Consider the following 19,253-nt stretch of genomic DNA (forward strand, 5'->3'; position numbering starts at 1 on the left):
TCCATGCGGCGTTTCTGTTCCCTGCTGCACCGCTGGGTCGGCCTGGCCATGGCCCTGTTCCTGGTCGTGGCCGGCCTCACCGGGGCCATCATCTCCTGGGACCACGAACTGGACGAGTGGCTCAACGACCACCTGTTCGAGGCCGTCACCCCGGGCCAGCCCCTGTCGCCCCTGGAAGTGGTGCGGCGGGTAGAGGCGGCGGACCCGCGCATCCAGGTCACCTTCCTGCCTCTGCAGTTGGAGCCGGGGCACAACCTGCAACTGGGCGTGCGGCCCCGGCTCGATCCGTCCACCGGCAAGCTTTTCGTGCCGGGCTACAACCAGGTCTTCGCCGACCCGGTGAGCGGCGAAATCCGGGGGCGGCGGGAGTGGGGTGGCCTTTCCCTGTCCCGGGAAAACCTGCTGCCCTTCCTCTACAAGCTGCACTACAGCCTGCACATCCCCGACTTCGGCGGCAAAAATCGCTGGGGCTACTGGTTCATGGGGGGCGTCGCCCTGCTCTGGCTGCTGGACTGTTTCGTCGCCGTGGTGCTGACCCTGCCGGCAGGTCGCCGCAAAGGCAGGCTGGATGATCCTGTCGGGGCAGGGCAGGCCGAACGCCGCTCCTGGTGGGCACGCTGGAGCACCTCCTGGAAAATCCGCCGCGGCGCCGGCGCCTACAAGTTCAACTTCGACCTGCACCGGGCCGGCAGCCTGTGGACCTGGAGCCTGCTGTTCCTCCTGGCCCTGTCCTCCGTCTCCCTCAACCTCTACCAGGAAGTGTTCCGCCCGGTGCTGGCCGCCGTCTCCACCCTGACGCCGGACCCCTTCACCCAGCGTCCCATGCGTCCCCTGGAGCAGCCCATCGCCCCCCGCCTCAGCTACGCCGAAGCGATCGCCGCGGCCGAGACGGCGGCCCGGGCCCGGGGCTGGACGGAGCCTGCCGGCAGCCTCTTCTACACCCTGCAGTACGGCATCTACGGCGTCCAGTTCAACGAGCCCGGGGACGACTTCGGCAACATGAAGGTCAAATCCCTCTACCTGGACGGCCAGGACGGCCGCATCCTGGGTGAGCGGGTGCCCTGGCAGGGCACGGCGGCGGACGTCTTCGTGCAACTCCAGTTCCCCGTCCACTCCGGCCGCATCCTGGGCCTGCCCGGGCGCATCCTCATTTCCCTGATGGGCCTGGCGGTGGCCGTGCTGTCGGCGACCGGGGTCTATATCTGGTGGAAGAAGCGCCGGGGGCGGCGGCGCCGGGAATTGCAGCAGGAGGTGCCAGTGCTGGGGCCTGCCTGAAGGATCAGGGCTGGGGGGCTGGCTCAGTCTGGGCGGCGGCGAGTGCCTCCAGTTCCTGCCATTCCCCGTCCACCAGCCCTTCCAGGGGCTTGAAGCGGATCTTGTAGGCCATCTTGCGGCTGGCGCCGATCCAGTAGCCCAGGTACAGGTGGGGCAGGCCCAGTTCCCGGCACTGCTGGATCTGCCACAGGATGTTGTAGGTGCCGTAGCTGGCGCCGGGCACGTCCGGGTCGTAGAAGGTGTAGACGGAGGAGAGGCCGTCGGTGAGCACGTCGATGACGCTGACCATGCGCACGGCGCCGCTGCCGGGTTCGAGGAATTCCACCAGCCGGGTGTCCACCCGGCTTTGCAGCAGGAAGTGGGCGTACTGCTCGTGGCTGTCCTGGTCCATGCCGCCGCCGGCGTGGCGGTTGGCCTGGTAGCGCTGGTACAGCTCGTAGTGGCTGGCGGCGAATTCCAGGGGCACTTCCCGGGCCACCAGGTTTTCGTGCTGGCGGGCCACCCGCCGCTGGGTCCGGTCCGGGGCGAAGCGCTGCACCGGGATGCGCGCCGGCACGCAGGCGCGGCAGGCGTCGCACCAGGGACGGTAGGTGAACACGCCGCTGCGGCGGAAGCCGGCCCGCACCAGCTCGCTGTAGATTTCCGTGTTGATCAGGTGGGTGGGCGTGGCCACCTGGGAGCGGGCCTGCTGCTCCGGCAGGTAGCTGCAGCCGTAGGGCGAGGTGGCGTAGAACTGCAGCAGGGAAAAGGGCAGGGACGAGTCGTTGAGTTGGGACATGTCGGTCAGGCTGCGCTATGCCACAGGTGGCTTGCATCTGCCGCCGGCCAGGGGCCGGGGGCGGACCCCGCGGCCACCAGGGCGTCGAGGCGGGCGATGAAATCGTCCCGGGGGATTTCCCGGGCGCCGAGGGAGGCCAGGTGGGCGGTGTGCATCTGGCAATCTACCATGCCGAATCCGAGCCTTTCCAGGTAACGGGCGAGATGGGCGACGGCGATCTTGGAGGCGTCGCTGCGCCAGGAGAACATGGATTCGCCGTAGAACATGCGTCCCAGGGCGATGCCGTAGAGGCCGCCGACCAGTTCGCCATCCACCCAGGTTTCGACCGAATGGGCCAGCCCGAGTTCATGCAGGCGGCGGTAGGCGGCCTGCATCTCCGGCACGATCCAGGTGCCGTGCTGGCCCCGCCGCGGCGTCTGGGCGCAGGCGGCGATGACCCGGGCGAAGGCCGTGTCCAGGCACACCTCGTAGCCGCCCCGGCGCAGGGTCCGGCCGAGGGAGCGGGAAACCTTGAATTCGGCGGGGAACAGCACCATGCGCGGGTCCGGGCTCCACCACAGGATCGGCTCCCCGGGCGAATACCAGGGGAAGATGCCGCGCCGGTAGGCCGCCAGCAGGCGTTCCGGCGCCAGGTCGCCGCCCACGGCCAGCAGGCCGTTGGGCTCGCTGAGGGCGGTGGCGAGGGGCGGGAATTCGTGGGCGGCGGTGAGCCAGGGCAGCATGGGCGCTTTCAGCCGAAGGCAAAGGTGGAAGGGCGGGCCGGGGTGGGGCTCATTATAATGTGGCCCTTGCCCCGGACCAGCGCCCGGGAAAATTCTGCGAGACCTCCATGCTTTCTGCCCGTCGTACCTGCCTTGGCGCCCTCCTGGGGGCCGCTTCCCTGCTGCTTTGCGGCTGCGTCACCCTGGACCGGACGGAGGCCCCGGCAGCGGCGACGGCGGTGGGCCATCCGCCGCCCAAGGTGGTGCTGGCCCTGGGGGGCGGCGCCGCCCGGGGCTTTGCCCATGTGGGGGTGATCAAGACCCTGGAATCCCACGGCATCGTGCCGGACATGGTGATCGGCACCAGCGCCGGTTCCGTCGTCGGCGCCCTCTATGCCGCCGGCTATTCTGGCTACGAATTGCAGAAGCTGGCCATGAAGCTGGACGAATCGGCCATCACCGACTGGTCCCTGGCGGATCGGGGCGTGCTCAAGGGCGAGGCCCTGCAGAAGTTCATCAACGAGGCGGTGAAGCAGCAGCCCATGGAAAGGCTGAAGAAGCCCTTCGCCGCCGTCGCCACCGATCTCAAGAGCGGCGAGGCGGTGACCTTCCGCAGCGGCAACACAGGCATGGCGGTGCGGGCCTCCAGCAGCGTCCCCGGCGTCTTCCAGCCGGTCACCATCAACGGCCGCGAGTACGTGGACGGCGGCCTGGTCAGCCCGGTGCCGGTGCGGGCCGCCCGGGCCATGGGCGGCGAGGTGGTGATCGCCGTGGACATTTCCAGCAAGCCGAAGAACGGCAAGGTTTCCGGTCTCATGGAGGTGCTGCTGCAGACCTTCGCCATCATGGGCAGCCACCTGGGCCAGGCGGAGATGAAGGAGGCCGACGTCGTCATCCGCCCCGACATTCCGGGTATCGGCTCCACCGACTTCAAGTCCCGCAACGACGCCATCCTGGAAGGGGAACGGGCGGCCCAGGCGGCCCTGCCCCTGATCCGCGCCAAGCTGGGCATCCGGTGAGCGCCGTGGCCGCCGAGGAGAACGTCACCTGCGCCACCTGCCGGGCCTGCTGCTGCAAGCTGGAGGTGATGTTGCTGGGGGGCGACGACGAGGTGCCCGAAGCCCTGACCCGGCAGGACCCCTGGGGCGGCTGGATCATGCACCGCCTGGAGGACGGCTGGTGCGCCGCCCTGGACCGCCGCACCATGCTGTGCACCATCTACGAGCAGCGTCCCTTCATTTGCCGCGACTACCAGGCGGGGGATTACGACTGCCTGGAGCAGCGGGCCGCCGGCCTGCCGGCCTGACCCAAGGCCGGCCTCAGGCCAGGGCGGAGGGCCGTTCCGGGGCGGCCAGGGCCACCACGCTGCCGATGACCAGCAGGGTCGGCGGCTTGATGCCGTGGCGCTGGGCCGTCGCCGCCAGGGTGGCCAGGGTGCAGGTGTGGAGCCGCTGTTCCGGCCAGGTGGCGCGATAGACCAGGGCCGCCGGCGTTTCCGGGGCCAGGCCGGCGCCCTGCAGGCCGGCGGCGATGCGTTCCAGGCCGTGGATGCCCATGTAGATCACCAGGGTCTGGTTGGGCTGGGCCAGGGCCTGCCAGTTCAGTTCCAGGGCCTGGTCCTTGAGGTGGCCGGTGACGAAGACGCAACTCTGGGCATGGTCCCGGTGAGTCAGGGGAAAGCCGAAACTGGCGCCGGCCCCCAGGGCGGCGGTGATGCCGGGCACGATTTCCACCGGCACCGCATGTTGCAGCAGCACGTCCATCTCCTCGCCACCGCGGCCGAAAACGAAGGGATCGCCGCCCTTGAGACGCACCACCCGCTTGCCTTCCCGGGCCTTCTCCAGCAGCAGTTGGCAGATGTCTTCCTGGGGCAGGGTGTGGTTGCCGGCGGATTTGCCGACGTAGATGTGCTCCGCCGTCGCCGGGGCGAAATCGACGATGCCCGGGCCCACCAGATTGTCGTAGACCAGCACTTCCGCCGTCTGCAGGCGCCGCCAGGCGCGCAGGGTCAGCAGTTCCGCATCGCCGGGGCCGGCCCCCACCAGGGAGACGCTGCCCGGCGCCTGCTCCGACCAGACCCGGCTCACAGGCCGGGCCCCTGGTGGAAAACCAGATCGTCCACGGGGCAGCCGTGCTTCAGGTGTTCCTCGACGATGCGCTCCAGGTTGTCGGCGGTGACGTTGTAGTACCAGGTGCCGTCGGGCTGCACGCACATCACCGGGCCGCCCTTGCAGGCGGCGAAGCAATTGACGCGGGAACGCTTGACCCGCAGCTCGCCCTCGGTGAGACCGGCGGCCTTGAGCTTGTCGCCCAGGGAGTCGAAGAGGGCCTGGCCCTCGCCGTTCTGGGTGCAGCGGGGGCCGGTGCACACCAGCAGGTGGCGGCGGTAGTCGCCGATGCGGGGCTTGCTGACTTCGCTCATGCTTCCGCCTCGGCCTCGGTTTCGTCCGCCGCTTCCGGACCGGCGGCCAGGGCGGCGGCGATGTAGTCCTCCGGCAGGCGGTATTCCACGGCCAGTTCGGCGGCGCTCTTGCCGCTGTCGCGGATGGCTTCCAGCCAGCCGTTGAGGCCGGTGGAAAGGGAGCGGCCGGCCTGCTCGCCGCCCTTGGTGGAACGTTCACCCTCGGCCACGTCGTACTTGTTGGCATAGCCCCGGGGGGTGACCATCAGGCCGTCCCGGATGAAGGTGTTGGAGTTGCCGATGAGCACGGTGGACAGCATGCCGATGTCGGCCTCGGCCATTTTCTCCAGGGTGGTGAATTCCAGGCGCTGCTTGGGGCGGAAGGCGCTCTTGACGATGGCCACCGGGGTCTTGGGATCGCGGTGGCGCAGGAAAATGCGCTGGGCTTCCTGGATCTGGCGGGTGCGGCGGCCGCTCTTGGGGTTGTACAGGGCCACCACGAAATCGGCGTAGGCCACCGCATCCAGGCGGCGGGCGATGGTGGGCCAGGGGGTGAGCAGGTCGGAGAGGGAGATGGCGCAGAAGTCGTGGGTCAGGGGCGCGCCCACCAGGGCGGCGCAGGTGTTCAGCGCCGAGGCGCCGGGGACGATTTCCACCTCGATGTCCGATTCCGGGGTCCAGCCGGCCTGGAACAGCACTTCGAAAGTGGGGCCGGCCATGCCGTACACGCCGGCGTCGCCGGAGGAAATCAGGGCCACCTTCTTGCCCTGCCTGGCCCGGTCCAGGGCTTCGATGGCCCGGTCCAGTTCCTCGGTCATGGACTTCTTGATCACTTCCTTGCCGTCGATCAGGTCGGCCACCAGGCGCACATAGGTGACGTAGCCGATGATGGTGTCGGCTTCGGCGATGGCGGCCCGGGCGCGGCCGGTCATGTGTTCCACGGCGCCGGGGCCCAGGCCCACCAGCATGATCTTGCCGGTCTTGGCCGGGGTGTTGGTTTGAATGTCGGTCATGAAATCGTTCCTCGGAAATTCAGTGAATGCAGTGGTCGGGCTCAGGGCAGCAGGGCGATGGAAACGGTGGCATTGCGCCCGTCCGGTCCCCGCAGCTTGTGTTTTTCGATCAGCAGCCGGCTCATGTCGGTGCCGGCGGCCAGCAGGGCGGCGGCTTCCGACACCGACGGGGTGCCGGTGTACTTGCGCACCGTCTCCGACGGGTTGGGCACGGGTACGGTGGCCAGTACTTCCGGCGGGTAGAAGGTGAGGGTGAGGCCGAAGCGTTCGGCAAAGCCCAGCAGGCCCACCTCGTCCGCCTTCAGGGTGATGCTGGCACCGGCCGCCACCTGTTCCGGGGCGAGGCCGGCGGCGGCCAGGGCCTCCTGCACGGCTTGCGCAATGGTCGCCTCCGGGGTGCCCCGGTCGCAGCCCAGGCCCAGCGCCACTCTGCGGCTGCCCAGGCTCAAGCGCCTTGCTCCACGGGCGGCCGGTAGGTGACCAGGCGGCCTGCCAGACGGGGCGCCAGTTCCGGCGGCAGGGGGCGGTGGCTGATCCACAGCACGGCGGCGACGCTGTCCAGGTCCACCTCTTCCAGGCGGCTGAACTGCTTGATGTTGGCGGGCACCGGGCCGCTGCGACCATTGGCGTGGCGCGGCCACCAGTCCGGGCTGCCGGCCTCCTGCACCAGGGCCACCGGCTCGTCGTTCACCACGGCGGCGCTGGCCTTCACCACTTCGTCGTGGGTCGCTTCAAAGGTCCAGCCCAGCTCCCGGCCCAGCAGGTCCACGCCCAGGGTCTGGCGGGAATCGGAGGCGGTGGTGAGCACCGGGGTGGCGCCCAGGCTGGCCGCCAGGATGCCGGCCAGGGCGTTGGCGCCGCCCAGGTGGCCGGAGAGCATGGGAATGGCAAAGCGCCCGGCCTCGTCCACCACCACCACCCCCGGGTCCTGTTCCTTGTCCTTGAGGTGGGGGGCGATGAGGCGCACCAGGGCGCCCAGGGAGACGATGGCGACGATGCCGTCGAAGTTGGCGAAGAGGGCAGGAATCTGGTCGCCGGTCTTGCCGCCGTAGGTGGTTGCCGCGCCAGGAGTGCTGGCAACTGCGGCCTCCGCCTCGGCCCGGAATTTCTCCGGGGCGAACAGGCGGGCGCCGGGCAGGGCCGCCACCACCTTGCCCGCCAGGGCAATGCCGTGGCGGGTGATGGAGACGACGGCGATTCTCTCGTTGGGGAAGGGGAGGGGAATAGTCATTTTATTTTTTGGGTTGGGGCAAAACTGTTCAGGCGGCAGCCGTTTCGTCCTGCTGCTCGGCCTTGCGCTTGCGGCAGCCCCGGCGCAGTTCGCCGCGCTGGCGCTTGGGGTTCTGCACCAGCATGAGGGAGAGGTAGTTCACCTTCTCGCCCTTGAGGGAGGCCACGTCGCGCACGATGCGCTCGTCGGGGGAGCCCACCTTCTCGATGAAGCAGCTGGTGCTGAGCAGCTCGCGCCGTTCCAGCAGGTCCAGCACCTCATCCACCAGGGGCTTCACCTTGAGCAGCACCAGGGTGTCGAATTCGTCCAGCAGGTGGTCGATGACTTCCACGCCGTAGGCGGCGGGGATCACCGCCAGGGTTTCGTCTTCCTCGGCCAGGGTGGTGCCGGTGGTGGCGGCCGCGGCGGCAAAGGAGGAGACGCCGGGGATGGTTTCCACCTCAACTTCCGGCACCAGTTCCCGCACCACCCGGGCCAGGTGGCCGAAAGTGGCGAAGGTGGAGGCATCGCCTTCCACCAGGAACACCAGGTCCCGGCCTTCGGCCAGCAGCTCCACGGTGCGGGCGGCGGCCCGGGCCCAGGCCTTGGTCAGGATTTCAGCGTCCCGGGTCATGGGGAACACCAGTTCCTCGGCGTCGGCGGGCACTTCCAGACCACCCCGGGTGACGATGGAGAGGGCGTAGGAGCTTTCCTCCGCCTTCTTCACCGGATAGAGCCAGCGGGCGTCGCCGTTGAGCACGGCCCAGGCACGGCGGGTGATCAGTTCGGGGTCGCCGGGACCCAGGGAGGCGCCGATGAGGCGGCCGTATTTCTTGTCGGTCATGGTTTCACTCTTTGATTTTGGAAAGCCTTAAACATGCAGCGCAGCGGCCCTGATGCGACGCGTCGACGCAGGCAGTACAAGTAGTACTAGCGGTACGCCTAGGAGGCGCAACAAAGTCAGGGGCATGTTTCAGGCTTTCCTAGCGGAGACTATCCAGATGGGGTTTTGTGCGGCCATGCGGTGCATGTCCAGGATGGGCTGGCTGCGGCTGGCCTGGAGCTGGGTCACGTCCCAGTTGGCGCCGAATTTCTCCACCGCAGCGGCCAGGGCGGTGGTGGCGGTGGCCAGGTTTTCCAGGGTGACGAAGTTCATCACCAAGCGGCCGTTGGGCTTCAAGCGGGTGAGGATCAGCTCAATGAGGGCCGCCAGTTCGCCGCCGGAGCCGCCGACGAACACCGCATCCGGATCGGGCCAGGTCTCCAGCCCTTCCGGGGCCTTGCCGTGGCGCAGGGTGTAATTGGTGGCCTGGAAACGCAGGGCGTTTTCCCGGGCGTTGGCGGCATCGCCCTCGTTCTTTTCGATGGCATACACGTGGCCGTGGCGGCACAGGCGGCTGGCCTCCAGGCCGACGGAGCCGGAACCGGCGCCGATGTCCCACACCACGCTGTCGGGTTTGAGACCCAGCTTGGCCAGGGATAAAGCCCGGGCTTCCAGCTTGGTGATGAGACCCTTCTCCGGCTGGCGCTGGACGAAGTCCAGGTCGTCGAAACCGAAGATGGCGCGGCTGTCGGCCACGCTGCGTTCCACCAGCACCACATTGGGGTCGGGGAAGCTCATGGCCGCAGCCTGTTCCAGGGAAAGGTCGGGGAACAGCTGTTCCTCCGGCAGGGCCAGCTTGGCCGCCACCGAGAGGCGGACCTCCTCACCATAGCCCGCCGCCAGCATGGCCCGGGCCAGGCGGGCCGGGTTGTTGTCCGGGCCGGTGAAGGCGGCTACCTTGGGGTATTCGGCGATGGCCCGGATCAGCTTGTAGAGGCCGTTGTCCGGGGTGGTGCCGAACTGCCATTCGCCCGCATCGGCGGTGTGGCAGGTGGAGATGCGGTAGTCCTGCCAGGGCCGCTGGAAGCGGGCGAAGGCCAGTTGCAGGGTGGAGGGGGCGGGCAGCACGGTGACCGATTCGGCCCCCAGCTTGCCCACCAGATAGCTGGCCATGCCGTGGCAGAGGGGGTCGCCGGTGGCCAGCACGACAGTGCGCAGGCCGTCAGCGGCAGCTTGTTGAATCCAGCCGGGCACCTGGCCCAGCTTGCCGTCCATGTCCTTGAGGGTGGCGCCGGCGGCCAGATGGGGCTGCACCAGGGCCAGGGTGCGGCCGGCGCCGACGATGAGGCCGGCGGATTGCAGGCAGTGGCGGGCGGAATCCGGCAGGCCGGCCCAGCCGTCGTCCAGGATGCCGAGGACGGTGCAGTAGGGTTGTTTAGACACTTTCGCCCTCTTCGACGCGACAGATGAACTGGCCCTCGAAATCGCAGACCAGCACGGTGAGTTGGTAGGGACCCGGGTGGCAGGCCCGCAGGCTCTGCATGGCGTGGATGGCCAGGGCCCGGTGGAAGGGCACGGTGAGGCCCAGCAGGGCCAGGCGCTCGGCGGCGAAGCGGGCCGTCTCGGCGTTGCGGATTTCCTCCACCAGGTCGGCGGGGGCGCCCACTTCGGTGGCGCAGGCGGCCAGCAGGTCCCGGTCGATCTCCTGCTTCCAGGCGTGGGTCACGGCCAGGCCCTGGCCCATCTTGGTCAGCTTGCCCACCATGGCGCCGATGTAGACGTGCTGCATCTTGCGCTTGATGGCGCTCTGGAAGGCGGCCTTGACGAAGTCCCCCATCTGCACGAAGCAGGCTTCCTGCAGTTGCGGCAACTGCTTCATGGCGAATTTTTCGGTGCGGCCGCCGGTGGTGAACACCACGCTGGTCTGGCCCTGGCGCGCCGCCACGTCCACCGCCTGGACCACGCTGGCGCGGAAGGCGGCGGTGGAATAGGGGCGCACGATGCCGGTGGTGCCGAGGATGGAAATGCCGCCCAGGATGCCGAGGCGGGCATTGAGGGTCTTCTTCGCCATCTCCTCGCCGCCGGGTACGGAGATGGTCACCTCCAGGCTGTCGCCGGCGGCCAGGATGGCAGCGCCGGCCCGGGCCACGTTGTCGCTGATATTGCGCCGGGGCACCGGGTTGATGGCCGGGCCGCCCACTTCCAGGCCCAGGCCTTCCTTGGTGACGACGCCGACACCCGGGCCGCCCTTGAGGATGACCTGGCCGCCGCCACCGGGAATGCGCACCACGTCGGCGGTCATGTGGGCGCCGTGGGTGGCGTCCGGATCGTCGCCGGCATCCTTGATGCTGACGGCGTGGGCCCGCAGGGGCATGCCTTCGCCCTCGACGCGGCCGTCGGTGATCTGGAAGGGCACTTCCTGGCCGTTGGGCAGGCGGCAGAAAATCTGGGCCGGCACCTGGCCCTGGACCAGGCCCTGGGTGGCGGCCACGGCCGCCGCCGCCGAGTTGGCGCCGGTGGTGAAACCGGTGCGGTTGCCCCGTTCCCGCTTGGCCGTGCCCTTGCGGACCTTCTCGGCCGGCGGCGGCGCTTCGCTGTTCACGGGAGCGCTGTTGGCGGCTTCAGGCGGCATTGCGCTGGCGGGCTTCGGCGACGCCGAGGAGGGCGTGGATGGCCGCCACCACCAGGGTGGAGCCGCCCTTGCGGCCGCGGATGACGATCCAGGGCACGTCCTGCACTTCGGCCATCAGGTCCTTGGATTCGGCGGCGGAGACGAAGCCCACGGGCATGCCGATGACCAGGGCCGGGCGGGCCCCTTCTTCCTTGATCAGGCGCACCACTTCGATGAGGGCCGTGGGGGCGTTGCCGATGCCGACAATGGCCCCGTCCAGCAGGCCCTGGCGATGGGCCTTGCGCATGGCCTGCACGGCCCGGGTGGTGTCCTCGGCCTGGGCCTGGGCGATGACGTCGGCGTCGGAAATGAAGTGGTGGGTGGTGACGCCGAAGTGCTTGAGGCGGCTGGCGGAGAGGCCGACGCAGATCATTTCCACGTCCGCCACGATGGGGGTGCCGCCCTTGAGGATGGCAGCCAGGCCCGCTTCCACCGCTGCCGGGTGGAAGTCGGTGAGGCCGTTGAATTCGAAGTCGGCGTTGGCGTGGATCATGCGCCGCACCACCGGCCACTGGTCGGCGCTGTAGGCGTGGGGGCCGGCTTCGGCGTCGATGATGGCGAAGGAATCGTGCTCGATGGCGCGGCCGGCGGCGGTGAGCTGTTCGGTGACGACGTTGGCGTTGTGGTTCATGGCTTACCCGTGGGAGTGATGATCGTGGGAGTGATTGTGCCCATGGCAATGGCCGTGACCATGATCGTGATCATGTTTGCCCCCATGTTGGTGGCCGCAGCCGCCGTGGGCGTGGCCATGCTCATGTCCGTGGTCGTGGGTGGCGGTGTGGCTGTGGTCGTGCAGGTGCTCGTCCTCGGCGGCCAGGCGGTACTTGCAGCCGTCGCATTCGAGCAGGCTGCCTTCGGGCAGTTCATCGCCGCCCACCTTGGCATCCAGCAGGTCGAAGATGCCCTTGTCGAAGCCGAAGTGGGTGCCCAGTGCGAAGGCCACCTGGGGATACTGGCGCTGCAGGCGCTCGGCCTGGGCCTTGATGCGCTCCATGAGCACGCCGGTGAAGAGATAGACCGGAACGATGGCCACCTGGGTCATGCCCAGCTTGACCTGGCGCTGCACGGCGGTTTCCAGCCGGGGCCAGGTGACGCCGGTGAAGGCGATGTCCACCAGCTCGTGGTCGTTGTCCTCGAAGATCCAGCGGGCCATCTTGGCCAGCTCGCCGTTGGCGCCGGCGTCCGACGAACCGCGACCCAGCAGGATGACGCCGGTGGTGCAGGGGTCGGGCATGTCCAGCTGCTTCATCAGCCGGTCCAGCTGGCCCTGCAGCACCTCGAAAATCTCCCGGCCCATGCCCAGGTGGCGCACCACCTGGAAGTCCACGCCCGGGTGGCGGGCTCGTGCCTCTTCCACGGCGTGGGGCAGCTCCATTTTCACGTGGCCGGCGGCGTTGAGGATGAAGGGGATCACCACCACCTTCTTCGCATTGCCGGCGGCCCGGTTCAGGCCCTCATCCAGCAGCACCTCGGCGTGCTCGATGAAGCACACCTCGATGCGCCAGCCGGGGTGGCGTTCCCGCCACTGGGCGGCGAAATGGAGGATTTCCTTGTTGCCGTCCCGGTTGCGGGAACCGTGGCCGACCAGGAGCAGGGTGGTGTCTTGGGCACTGAAGGTCATGGGCATTTCTCAGGAGGCCTCGCCCACGCTGGCCTTGCGGAAGCGGTGGGTGAAGCTGGGGTCGTAGAGCTTGGAGCGGGCGATGTCCTCCCAGTCCCGGGCGCCGAGGGCCGGGCTGGCGATGATCATGGCCTGGGCGGCGATCTTCTCCGCCTGGCACTTTTTCTTGATGTCCGCGATGGTGCCGCGCACGATCTTCTCCTCCCCGGGCCAGGAGGCCTTCTGCACCACCAGGATGGGCGCATCCTCCGGCCAGCCGGCGGCCAGCAGGGCGCGCTGCACCTCGTGCAGCAGGGTGATGGAAAGGAAGATGCAGAGGGTGGAACGGTGGGCCGCCAGGGACTCCAGGTCTTCCCCGGGCGGCATGGGGGTGCGGCCGGCGACCCGGGTGAGGATCACCGTCTGGGTCACTTCCGGCAGGGTCAGGGTCTCGCCGGCCGCGGCGGCGGAGGCCAGGGCCGAGGAGACGCCTGGCACCACGGCCCAGGGCACGCCCACCTCGTCCAGGGGCCGGGTCATTTCCACCAGGGCGCCGTAGAGGCCCGGGTCGCCGGTCTGCAGGCGCACCACGGTCTGGTGGCGGCGGCTGGCCTGGAGCAGCCAGTAGGTCATTTCCTCCAGGGTCATGTCCTTGGAGTCCCGGATCTCGCAGCCCGGCGGGGCGTAGAGGGTGGCAGCCTGGTCCACCAGGGAGCCGGCGAAGAGGATGGCGCCGGCCTGTTCCAGCAGGCGGCGGCCCTTGACGGTGATGAGGTCCGGGTCGCCGGGGCCGGCGCCGACGAACCAGATCTTGCCGAGGGTGGCTGGGGTCATGGCATGTTCCTTCTCAGCAGTCTTCTTGTTGCAGCTGGGCCAGGAGGGCGCTGCAGCTGTGGATGGGGGTGTCGCCGCGGAGCAGGCCGCGCTGCCGCAGCTGCCGTTCCAGGCCGATCACCGAGGGCAGGCGCAGGCCGATGGCGGCCAGCTCGGCCTCGTGCCCGGCCAGGGCCGGGGCGTCGAAGCTGGCGCAGCAGCGGCCGGCGGCCATGAGGTGGATGCGGTCGGCCCAGCGGTAGGCGAAGTGGATGTCGTGGGTGGCCAGGAGGATGGTCATACCCCGGCGGTGCAGGCCGTCCAGCACCGCCAGCAGTTCCTCCTGCATGGCCTGGTCGAGGCCGGCCATGGGCTCGTCCAGCACCAGGAGCTCCGGCTCCATGGCCAGCACGCCGGCAATGCAGACCCGCTTCTTCTGGCCGAAGCTGAGGTTCTGCACCGGCTTGTGGGCCAGGTCGTCCATGCCCACGGCCTGCAGGGCGGCTTCCACCCGGGCGGCGACGGTGGCATCACTCAGGCCCAGGTTGAGGGGGCCGAAGGAGACGTCCTCCCGCACGCTGGCGGAGAAAAGCTGCCGGTCCGGATTCTGGAAGACCAGGCCCACCTTGCTGCGCAGGGCGCGCAGGCCGGCCCGGCCGTAGTCCACCGGGGCGCCGGCGTAGTGCACCCGGCCGGCGGCGGGGCGCAGCAGGCCGTTGCAATGCTGGAAGAGGGTGGTCTTGCCCGAGCCGTTGGCGCCGATGAGGGCGTTGCGGCTGCCCCGGGAAACGCTCAGGGAACAGCCGGCCAGGCCCGCGCTGCCGTCCGGGTAGCGGTAGTGCACGTCCTCCAGCTGCAGCAGGGGCGTGCTCACCGGCCGCTCCAGGCGAGCAGCACCAGGGCCAGGGCGGCCACGCCGGCCAGGCCGGCATCGCGCCGGGCATGGGGGTGGCGGCTGCCGAGGAAGCGCAGGGGACCGTCGTTGTTGCGGGCCAGGGCCGCCAGGTGCAGGGCGTGGGAACGCTGCCACACCTGCAGGGTGAGGTGGGCGGCCATCTGCCCCAGGCTGCGCAGCAGGCGGCTGCGGTCCAGGTGGCCGAGGCGGGCGGCCTGGGCGGCGCGCATATCCTGCAGGGCGGCGGCGAAGACGAACAGGGTGCGGTAGCACAGCACCATGATGTCCAGCAGCACCTCGGGGGTGCGCAGGCGGCGCAGCAGGGCGATGAGGTCGCTCAGGGGCGTGGTCAGCACCAGGAACAGCAGGGCCGCCAGGGCGCCCAGGGAGCGGGTCGCCACCACGGCGGCCTGGCGGGTGCCGGCGGCGGTGGCCTGCAGGCCGCCCCCATCCACGGAGACGGCCAGGGAGAGGGCGCTGATGGCGAGGAAGAAGAGGGCCGGGGCCGCCACCCGCAGATAGAGCAGGGGCGATACCCGGGCGCCGCCGATGGTCACGGCCGCCAGCAGGGCGGCCACGCCGAGCCCGGCGGCCGGGGTGGCGGCGGCGACGAAGGCGGCCGTCACCCCGCCCAGGGCGAAGAGGCCCTTGGCCTGGGGCGCCACGCCGCGCCAGCGGTTGGCGTAGGCCGACTGCTCGATCAGCACGCCGGCCCTTCCTGGTCCTCGTCTTCGCGCCGGGCTGCAGCTTCATCGCGTCGTTGTTCCCGGCGCAGCTTTTCCCGGGTGCGGGCGCAGCCCAGGTAATAGCCGATGAAGCCGGCGCCAAGGGCCGCCTGCAGGGCGAAAAGGAGGGAGGCGATCTCGCCGCTGGCCGGCTCCAGCAGGGGCTGGAACCAGGGCTGGTAGTCCGGGGCGATGCGGGTGATGAGGGCCTGGGCCTCGCTGTCGGCGCCGCCGAAGATTTCCGCCGGCTGGCCGTCCGGCCCGACCGGCCGTTCCACCAGCCACAGGGGCAGGGCCGCCAGCAGCACCACGGCGATGAGCAGCAGCAGGTTCTGGTGGCGCTTCATGCCCGCACCTCCGGCGTCGGGGCCACGCCCAGGTCCTGCAGTTCCTGCGGGTTGAAGCGCGCCAGGGCGTTGCAGATGACCACGGTCAGCAGGCCTTCGCTGATGGCCAGGGGAATCTGGGTGAGGGCGAAGATGCCGGCGAACTTGAGGAAGGAGGCGCCAAAGCCGCCCACCGGATCGGGGAAGGCCCAGGCCAGTTGCACCGAGGTGGTGACGTAGGTGAGCAGGTCCGCCAGGCTGGCGGCGAGGAACACGCTCACCGCCAGGGAGGCCTTGAGGCGGCGGGCCAGGGCGAAGATGCCGTAGGCTGCGAAGGGTCCCACCACGGCCATGGAGAAAATGTTGGCGCCCAGGGTGGTGAGGCCGCCGTGGGCCAGCAGCAGGGCCTGGAACAGCAGCACCACGGCGCCGATGGGGGCCATGGCGGCAGGACCGAAGAGCACGGCGCCCAGGCCGGTGCCGGTGGGGTGGGAACAGCTGCCGGTGACCGAGGGCAGCTTCAGGGCCGAGAGGACGAAGGTGAAGGCGGCAGCCACTCCCAGCAGCATGCGCTGCTCGGGATTTTCACGGATGCGGCGGTTCACGGAACGGATGCCCCAGGCGACGAAGGGGGCGGCGGCGACGCTCCAGCCCACGGCGTGTTCGATGGGCAGGAAGCCTTCCATGATGTGCATGAGTCTCTCCCTCGGCGAGCATGACGGTGGCGCACCAGGCGGGGGAGTTGTGGCAGGTCGGATAAAGGGCCGCGGCGGATGGAACAGCGAGGAGGCGGCAAATCACCAGAACCGTTCCCGTCACCCCGGGGAATGGTGCAACTTGTGATGTCAGGCCGGTCTTCTGGCTTGCCTTCATCCTTCCCTGCCGGCCTTCCCGTGATGAACCACAGTGGCGTGAGGCAGCGTCGTCTGGCTTACAGCAGCGGGGGCTGCGCCGGACTGTCCTGGGTGGTCCCTGGAGTCACCGGCTTCCCGTTTCACCGTCCCCGCAGAGCGCGAGGCACGGCACCTGAATCGGGGCGGATGATAGCCCACTCCCCCCGGGCTGGGCAATCCGCCGCGCCAGGCGCGGCGTTTGGCGAATCGGTTGGGGCGGGTTAGACTGGCCCCGCTTCGGTTCCCCCCTCCAGGGGATGAAAAGGGAATCCGGTGCGAGACAGGGCGGCGACGCCCCGACTCCAGTCCGGAACTGCCCCCGCAACTGTAGGCGGCGAGCGTTGCGCTCCACTCTTTGCCACTGGCGATACTGCCGGGAAGGCTGGCGCAACGTGACGACCCGCAAGTCAGGAGACCTGCCGCGGCATTACTTCATATCAATCCTAATTGGGGCGGGGTGTCCCCTGAGGAAGGTAAATGCGCGCATTCCCTGACTGTCATCGTTGTCCGCTCTCGGCTGCCTGCCGCTCCGAGCCGCTTTGCCGCGGCCCGGGGTGTTCGCCCTTCTCCGACGCTCCCGCTCCGCTTCATCCAAGGAGTTGCGCATGCGCATGGAAGCAATGGAAATCGGCGCCGTCGTGGGGACGGCCGCCCAGCCCGTAGAAGCCAATCCCGCCCCCACTTCGTCCACTTCGCCGCGGCAGCAGCAGGCCACCCTCATGGTGGACGTGGTCTTCCCCGAACAGGTGAACCACCACGGCACCCTTTTCGGCGGTTCTGCCATGGCCATGATGGACAAGCTGGCCTTCCTGGTGGCCACCCGGGAGACCCGCCGGCCCATGGTCACCGCCAGCAGCGGCCGCATCGACTTCCGCAAGCCCATTCCCCAGGGGCGCCTGGTGGAACTGTCCGGCCGGGTGGTGCAGCGGGGCCGGCGCTCGGTGCAGGTGGAGGTGGCCCTGGCGGCGGAGGACCTGGCCACCGGGCTGCGGGAGACCAGCGCCACCGCCCACTTCACCCTGGTGGCGGTGGACGGTCCAGGGGCGCCGCTGCAGGAGGACGACGAGAGCTTCGCCCAGCTGCCCGGCATCGGCCCGGTGACGGCCATGGTGGAGATGGTCTTTCCCGGCCACACCAACCACCACGGCAGCCTCTTCGGCGGCCAGGCCCTGGCCTGGCTGGGTAAGGCGGCCATGGTGGCGGCCAGCCGCCAGGCCCGCATGCCTGTGGTGATGGCCGCTTCCGAGCGCATCGACTTCCACGCGCCGGTGCTGGAGGGGGAGATCGCCGACCTGGCGGCCCGGGTGGTGGCCATCGGCAACAGTTCCATGACGGTGGAAGTGCTGCTGCACGCCGAGGCCCTGCTCACCGGCCAGCGCCGCCTGTGCACCCGGGGCCGCTTCATCATGGTGGCGGTGGGCTACGACGGCCGCCCGGTGCCCGTGCCCCAGCCCCTGGGGCGGCGTCTGGCCTAGGCGCCGGCCTTCGCCCGCCCCGGTCGGGGCGGGCGCCCGGTTTCCGGCCCGGAACGGCAGGCGGCAGGCTGCCCGGCCGGACAGCGGACCCCCGCCGCGGTGTGACATAGTCGAGCCAATTCAGCGGTGGCGGGCCGTTATACTGCCGACAGAAGAAGATGGGCCGGAGCCCGTGCCGTGATCGGCATGGCGCCCTCCGCAGCCCAGGCTGCCCGGGCATCGGCAGCGACGATCCCTCCAACCTGCCTAGTCCCCATGTCCCTCAAGACAGCCCTGGCCCTGTGCGCCGCCTGCCTTTCCCTGAGTCCGCTGCCCGGCGTCGCCTCCGAGCCGGCGTCCATCGTCTTCACGGCTGCCGAGCAGGCCTACCTGGACAGGGTGCGGTCGGTGAAGATGTGCGTCGATCCGGACTGGGAGCCCTTCGAGCGCATCAACGAGCAGGGGCGGCACGAGGGCATCGGCGCCGACCTGGTGCAGCTGGTGGCCCAGCGGGTCGGCCTGCGCATCGAGCTGCTGCCGGTGCGGACCTGGGACGAAAGCCTGGCCGCCGCCAAGGCCGGGCGCTGCCAGCTCATGAGCTTCCTCAACCAGAGTCCGGAACGGGACCGCTGGCTGAATTTCACCGCTCCCGTGTTCACCGACCCCAACATCATCGTCACCCGGGAGGAGCACGCCTTCGTCGGCGACCTCCTCGGCCTCAGCGGCGAGAGCGTGGCCCTGCCCCGGGGCACCATGGTGGAGGAGCGCATCCGCAAGGACTTCCCCAACCTGCGGGTGATCCTCACCGGCAGCGAGCCGGAGGCCGTCTCCCTGGTTTCCGAGCGCAAGGCCGACCTGACGGTGCGCTCCCTCATCGTCGCCGCCTACGCCATCCGCAAGGAAGGCCTGTTCAACCTCAAGATCGCCGGCCAGATTCCCGCCTACACCAACCAGCTGCGCATCGGCGTGATCAAGGATGAACCCCTGCTGCGGGACATCCTGGACAAGGGCGTGGGCACCGTGACGCCCCAGGAGCGGGAGGCCATCGCCAACCGGCACGTGGCCATCAAGGTGGAGCAGCACACCGACTACAGCCTGCTGTGGAAGAGCCTGGCCGTGGCCGCCTTCGTCCTGGCCGTGGTCATCTACTCCAACCGCAAGCTGAGCGCCCTCAACCGGGAGCTGGAGCGACTTTCCGTCACCGACAAGCTGACCGGCCTGTTCAACCGCATGAAGCTGGACGAGGTGCTGGAAAGCGAAATCCAGCGCTCCCAGCGTTTCGGCCAGCCCTTCAGCCTGATCCTGCTGGACCTGGACCACTTCAAGCTGGTGAACGACTGCCACGGTCACCAGGCGGGAGACCAGGTGCTGGTGGAAGTGGCCCGGCTGCTGCAGCGCCATACCCGGGAAACGGACCTGGCAGGCCGCTGGGGCGGTGAGGAATTCATGGTGGTCTGCCCCCATACCGACGAGGCGGGCGTCCGGGTCCTGGCCGAAGACCTGCGTCAGGTATTCGAGCTCAACGAGTTTCCGGTGGTGCGGCAGAAGACCGCCAGCTTCGGGGTCGCCACCTACCGCCCCGACGACCAGGCCAAGGACATCGTGGCCGGGGCCGATGCCGCCCTTTACCGGGCCAAGGACCTGGGCCGCAACCGGGTGGAATGGCAATAGGCGC

Annotated in this window: 22 protein-coding genes and 2 riboswitches; of the genes, 5 read left to right on the forward strand and 17 right to left on the reverse strand. The window is 69.4% G+C overall.

Going from position 1 to position 19,253, the window contains the following annotated elements:
* Positions 1 to 3: 3 nt before the first annotated feature.
* Entirely contained in the window at positions 4 to 1,275 is a 1,272-nt protein-coding gene (locus ACLSSQ_RS07395) for a PepSY-associated TM helix domain-containing protein (RefSeq protein WP_416244184.1), read from the forward strand.
* Positions 1,276 to 1,279: 4 nt separating this feature from the next.
* On the opposite strand, the gene ACLSSQ_RS07400 is transcribed toward ACLSSQ_RS07395, so the two are convergent.
* Positions 1,280 to 2,053 (reverse strand): arginyltransferase, encoded by a 774-nt coding sequence (locus ACLSSQ_RS07400; protein WP_416244185.1) that lies wholly within the window; start codon positions 2,051 to 2,053, stop codon positions 1,280 to 1,282.
* Between the two features lie 5 nt (positions 2,054 to 2,058).
* Entirely contained in the window at positions 2,059 to 2,775 is a 717-nt protein-coding gene (aat, locus tag ACLSSQ_RS07405) for a leucyl/phenylalanyl-tRNA--protein transferase (protein WP_416244186.1), read from the reverse strand.
* Positions 2,776 to 2,882: 107 nt separating this feature from the next.
* On the opposite strand from aat, the gene ACLSSQ_RS07410 reads away from it, so the two are divergent.
* Together ACLSSQ_RS07410 and ACLSSQ_RS07415 are read left to right on the forward strand one after the other, a co-directional pair.
* Positions 2,883 to 3,773, forward strand: a complete 891-nt coding sequence (locus ACLSSQ_RS07410) for a patatin-like phospholipase family protein (protein ID WP_416244187.1) — start codon at positions 2,883 to 2,885, stop codon at positions 3,771 to 3,773.
* Positions 3,770 to 4,060 (forward strand): YkgJ family cysteine cluster protein, encoded by a 291-nt coding sequence (locus tag ACLSSQ_RS07415; protein WP_014237986.1) that lies wholly within the window; start codon positions 3,770 to 3,772, stop codon positions 4,058 to 4,060. Before ACLSSQ_RS07410 ends, ACLSSQ_RS07415 begins: the two co-directional genes overlap by 4 nt.
* A 13-nt stretch (positions 4,061 to 4,073) precedes the next feature.
* Here the strand turns inward: ACLSSQ_RS07415 and cobA are convergent, their stop codons facing one another.
* The 15 genes from cobA to ACLSSQ_RS07490 form a co-directional block, all read right to left on the reverse strand.
* Entirely contained in the window at positions 4,074 to 4,841 is a 768-nt protein-coding gene (cobA, locus tag ACLSSQ_RS07420) for a uroporphyrinogen-III C-methyltransferase (RefSeq protein WP_416244188.1), read from the reverse strand.
* A complete protein-coding gene (locus tag ACLSSQ_RS07425; RefSeq protein WP_416244189.1) occupies positions 4,838 to 5,176 on the reverse strand; it encodes a (2Fe-2S) ferredoxin domain-containing protein in 339 nt (112 codons plus the stop codon). Before ACLSSQ_RS07425 ends, cobA begins: the two co-directional genes overlap by 4 nt.
* Positions 5,173 to 6,168 carry a precorrin-3B C(17)-methyltransferase gene (gene cobJ / locus ACLSSQ_RS07430; RefSeq protein ID WP_416244190.1) on the reverse strand — a complete coding sequence of 332 codons (996 nt, stop codon included), beginning with the start codon at positions 6,166 to 6,168 and terminating at the stop codon, positions 5,173 to 5,175. Before cobJ ends, ACLSSQ_RS07425 begins: the two co-directional genes overlap by 4 nt.
* Positions 6,169 to 6,209: 41 nt before the next feature.
* Positions 6,210 to 6,596, reverse strand: a complete 387-nt coding sequence (locus tag ACLSSQ_RS07435) for a cobalamin biosynthesis protein (RefSeq protein ID WP_416244191.1) — start codon at positions 6,594 to 6,596, stop codon at positions 6,210 to 6,212.
* Positions 6,597 to 6,613: 17 nt separating this feature from the next.
* Positions 6,614 to 7,399: a cobalamin biosynthesis central domain-containing protein gene (locus ACLSSQ_RS07440; RefSeq protein WP_416244192.1), complete on the reverse strand. Its 786-nt coding sequence runs from the start codon at positions 7,397 to 7,399 to the stop codon at positions 6,614 to 6,616.
* A 28-nt stretch (positions 7,400 to 7,427) separates the two neighbouring features.
* Positions 7,428 to 8,222: a precorrin-2 C(20)-methyltransferase gene (gene cobI / locus ACLSSQ_RS07445; protein ID WP_416244193.1), complete on the reverse strand. Its 795-nt coding sequence runs from the start codon at positions 8,220 to 8,222 to the stop codon at positions 7,428 to 7,430.
* Positions 8,223 to 8,351: 129 nt separating this feature from the next.
* A complete protein-coding gene (gene cbiE, locus ACLSSQ_RS07450) occupies positions 8,352 to 9,644 on the reverse strand; it encodes a precorrin-6y C5,15-methyltransferase (decarboxylating) subunit CbiE (protein WP_416244194.1) in 1,293 nt (430 codons plus the stop codon).
* Positions 9,637 to 10,833 (reverse strand): cobalt-precorrin-5B (C(1))-methyltransferase, encoded by a 1,197-nt coding sequence (locus tag ACLSSQ_RS07455; protein WP_130458706.1) that lies wholly within the window; start codon positions 10,831 to 10,833, stop codon positions 9,637 to 9,639. Before ACLSSQ_RS07455 ends, cbiE begins: the two co-directional genes overlap by 8 nt.
* Positions 10,823 to 11,503 (reverse strand): precorrin-8X methylmutase, encoded by a 681-nt coding sequence (locus ACLSSQ_RS07460; protein ID WP_026687354.1) that lies wholly within the window; start codon positions 11,501 to 11,503, stop codon positions 10,823 to 10,825. Before ACLSSQ_RS07460 ends, ACLSSQ_RS07455 begins: the two co-directional genes overlap by 11 nt.
* A 3-nt stretch (positions 11,504 to 11,506) precedes the next feature.
* Positions 11,507 to 12,493, reverse strand: a complete 987-nt coding sequence (locus tag ACLSSQ_RS07465; protein ID WP_152089002.1) for a sirohydrochlorin chelatase — start codon at positions 12,491 to 12,493, stop codon at positions 11,507 to 11,509.
* 9 nt (positions 12,494 to 12,502) lie between these two features.
* A complete protein-coding gene (gene cobM, locus ACLSSQ_RS07470; RefSeq protein ID WP_205229826.1) occupies positions 12,503 to 13,306 on the reverse strand; it encodes a precorrin-4 C(11)-methyltransferase in 804 nt (267 codons plus the stop codon).
* A 13-nt stretch (positions 13,307 to 13,319) separates the two neighbouring features.
* Positions 13,320 to 14,159, reverse strand: a complete 840-nt coding sequence (locus ACLSSQ_RS07475; RefSeq protein ID WP_416244195.1) for an energy-coupling factor ABC transporter ATP-binding protein — start codon at positions 14,157 to 14,159, stop codon at positions 13,320 to 13,322.
* Positions 14,156 to 14,887, reverse strand: coding sequence for a cobalt ECF transporter T component CbiQ (gene cbiQ / locus ACLSSQ_RS07480; RefSeq protein ID WP_416244196.1), 732 nt, complete (start codon positions 14,885 to 14,887; stop codon positions 14,156 to 14,158). Before cbiQ ends, ACLSSQ_RS07475 begins: the two co-directional genes overlap by 4 nt.
* Positions 14,881 to 15,252 carry an energy-coupling factor ABC transporter substrate-binding protein gene (locus tag ACLSSQ_RS07485; protein ID WP_416244197.1) on the reverse strand — a complete coding sequence of 124 codons (372 nt, stop codon included), beginning with the start codon at positions 15,250 to 15,252 and terminating at the stop codon, positions 14,881 to 14,883. Before ACLSSQ_RS07485 ends, cbiQ begins: the two co-directional genes overlap by 7 nt.
* Positions 15,249 to 15,926 carry an energy-coupling factor ABC transporter permease gene (locus ACLSSQ_RS07490; protein WP_416244198.1) on the reverse strand — a complete coding sequence of 226 codons (678 nt, stop codon included), beginning with the start codon at positions 15,924 to 15,926 and terminating at the stop codon, positions 15,249 to 15,251. Before ACLSSQ_RS07490 ends, ACLSSQ_RS07485 begins: the two co-directional genes overlap by 4 nt.
* A 135-nt stretch (positions 15,927 to 16,061) precedes the next feature.
* A riboswitch (cobalamin riboswitch) is annotated at positions 16,062 to 16,276 on the reverse strand.
* A gap of 69 nt (positions 16,277 to 16,345) precedes the next feature.
* Positions 16,346 to 16,563, forward strand: a riboswitch (cobalamin riboswitch).
* A gap of 166 nt (positions 16,564 to 16,729) precedes the next feature.
* Here ACLSSQ_RS07490 and ACLSSQ_RS07495 point away from each other — a divergent pair.
* Positions 16,730 to 17,599, forward strand: a complete 870-nt coding sequence (locus ACLSSQ_RS07495) for an acyl-CoA thioesterase (RefSeq protein ID WP_232058835.1) — start codon at positions 16,730 to 16,732, stop codon at positions 17,597 to 17,599.
* 255 nt (positions 17,600 to 17,854) lie between these two features.
* Positions 17,855 to 19,249 (forward strand): diguanylate cyclase, encoded by a 1,395-nt coding sequence (locus ACLSSQ_RS07500; protein ID WP_416244199.1) that lies wholly within the window; start codon positions 17,855 to 17,857, stop codon positions 19,247 to 19,249.
* Positions 19,250 to 19,253: the final 4 nt, after the last annotated feature.

The organism is Azospira sp. APE16 (genome assembly GCF_047901315.1).
GTDB lineage: Bacteria > Pseudomonadota > Gammaproteobacteria > Burkholderiales > Rhodocyclaceae > Azospira > Azospira oryzae.

Bases quoted from the DNA above. Each gene is read 5' to 3' on its own strand.
- ACLSSQ_RS07395 (WP_416244184.1), top strand. From the start codon at position 4: ATGCGGCGTTTCTGTTCCCTGCTGCACCGCTGGGTCGGCCTGGCCATG.
- ACLSSQ_RS07400 (WP_416244185.1), bottom strand. From the start codon at position 2,053: ATGTCCCAACTCAACGACTCGTCCCTGCCCTTTTCCCTGCTGCAGTTC.
- aat (WP_416244186.1), bottom strand. From the start codon at position 2,775: ATGCTGCCCTGGCTCACCGCCGCCCACGAATTCCCGCCCCTCGCCACC.
- ACLSSQ_RS07410 (WP_416244187.1), top strand. From the start codon at position 2,883: ATGCTTTCTGCCCGTCGTACCTGCCTTGGCGCCCTCCTGGGGGCCGCT.
- ACLSSQ_RS07425 (WP_416244189.1), bottom strand. From the start codon at position 5,176: ATGAGCGAAGTCAGCAAGCCCCGCATCGGCGACTACCGCCGCCACCTG.
- cobJ (WP_416244190.1), bottom strand. From the start codon at position 6,168: ATGACCGACATTCAAACCAACACCCCGGCCAAGACCGGCAAGATCATG.
- ACLSSQ_RS07440 (WP_416244192.1), bottom strand. From the start codon at position 7,399: ATGACTATTCCCCTCCCCTTCCCCAACGAGAGAATCGCCGTCGTCTCC.
- cobI (WP_416244193.1), bottom strand. From the start codon at position 8,222: ATGACCGACAAGAAATACGGCCGCCTCATCGGCGCCTCCCTGGGTCCC.
- ACLSSQ_RS07455 (WP_130458706.1), bottom strand. From the start codon at position 10,833: ATGCCGCCTGAAGCCGCCAACAGCGCTCCCGTGAACAGCGAAGCGCCG.
- ACLSSQ_RS07460 (WP_026687354.1), bottom strand. From the start codon at position 11,503: ATGAACCACAACGCCAACGTCGTCACCGAACAGCTCACCGCCGCCGGC.
- ACLSSQ_RS07465 (WP_152089002.1), bottom strand. From the start codon at position 12,493: ATGACCTTCAGTGCCCAAGACACCACCCTGCTCCTGGTCGGCCACGGT.
- cobM (WP_205229826.1), bottom strand. From the start codon at position 13,306: ATGACCCCAGCCACCCTCGGCAAGATCTGGTTCGTCGGCGCCGGCCCC.
- ACLSSQ_RS07485 (WP_416244197.1), bottom strand. From the start codon at position 15,252: ATGAAGCGCCACCAGAACCTGCTGCTGCTCATCGCCGTGGTGCTGCTG.
- ACLSSQ_RS07490 (WP_416244198.1), bottom strand. From the start codon at position 15,926: ATGCACATCATGGAAGGCTTCCTGCCCATCGAACACGCCGTGGGCTGG.
- ACLSSQ_RS07495 (WP_232058835.1), top strand. From the start codon at position 16,730: ATGCGCATGGAAGCAATGGAAATCGGCGCCGTCGTGGGGACGGCCGCC.
- ACLSSQ_RS07500 (WP_416244199.1), top strand. From the start codon at position 17,855: ATGTCCCTCAAGACAGCCCTGGCCCTGTGCGCCGCCTGCCTTTCCCTG.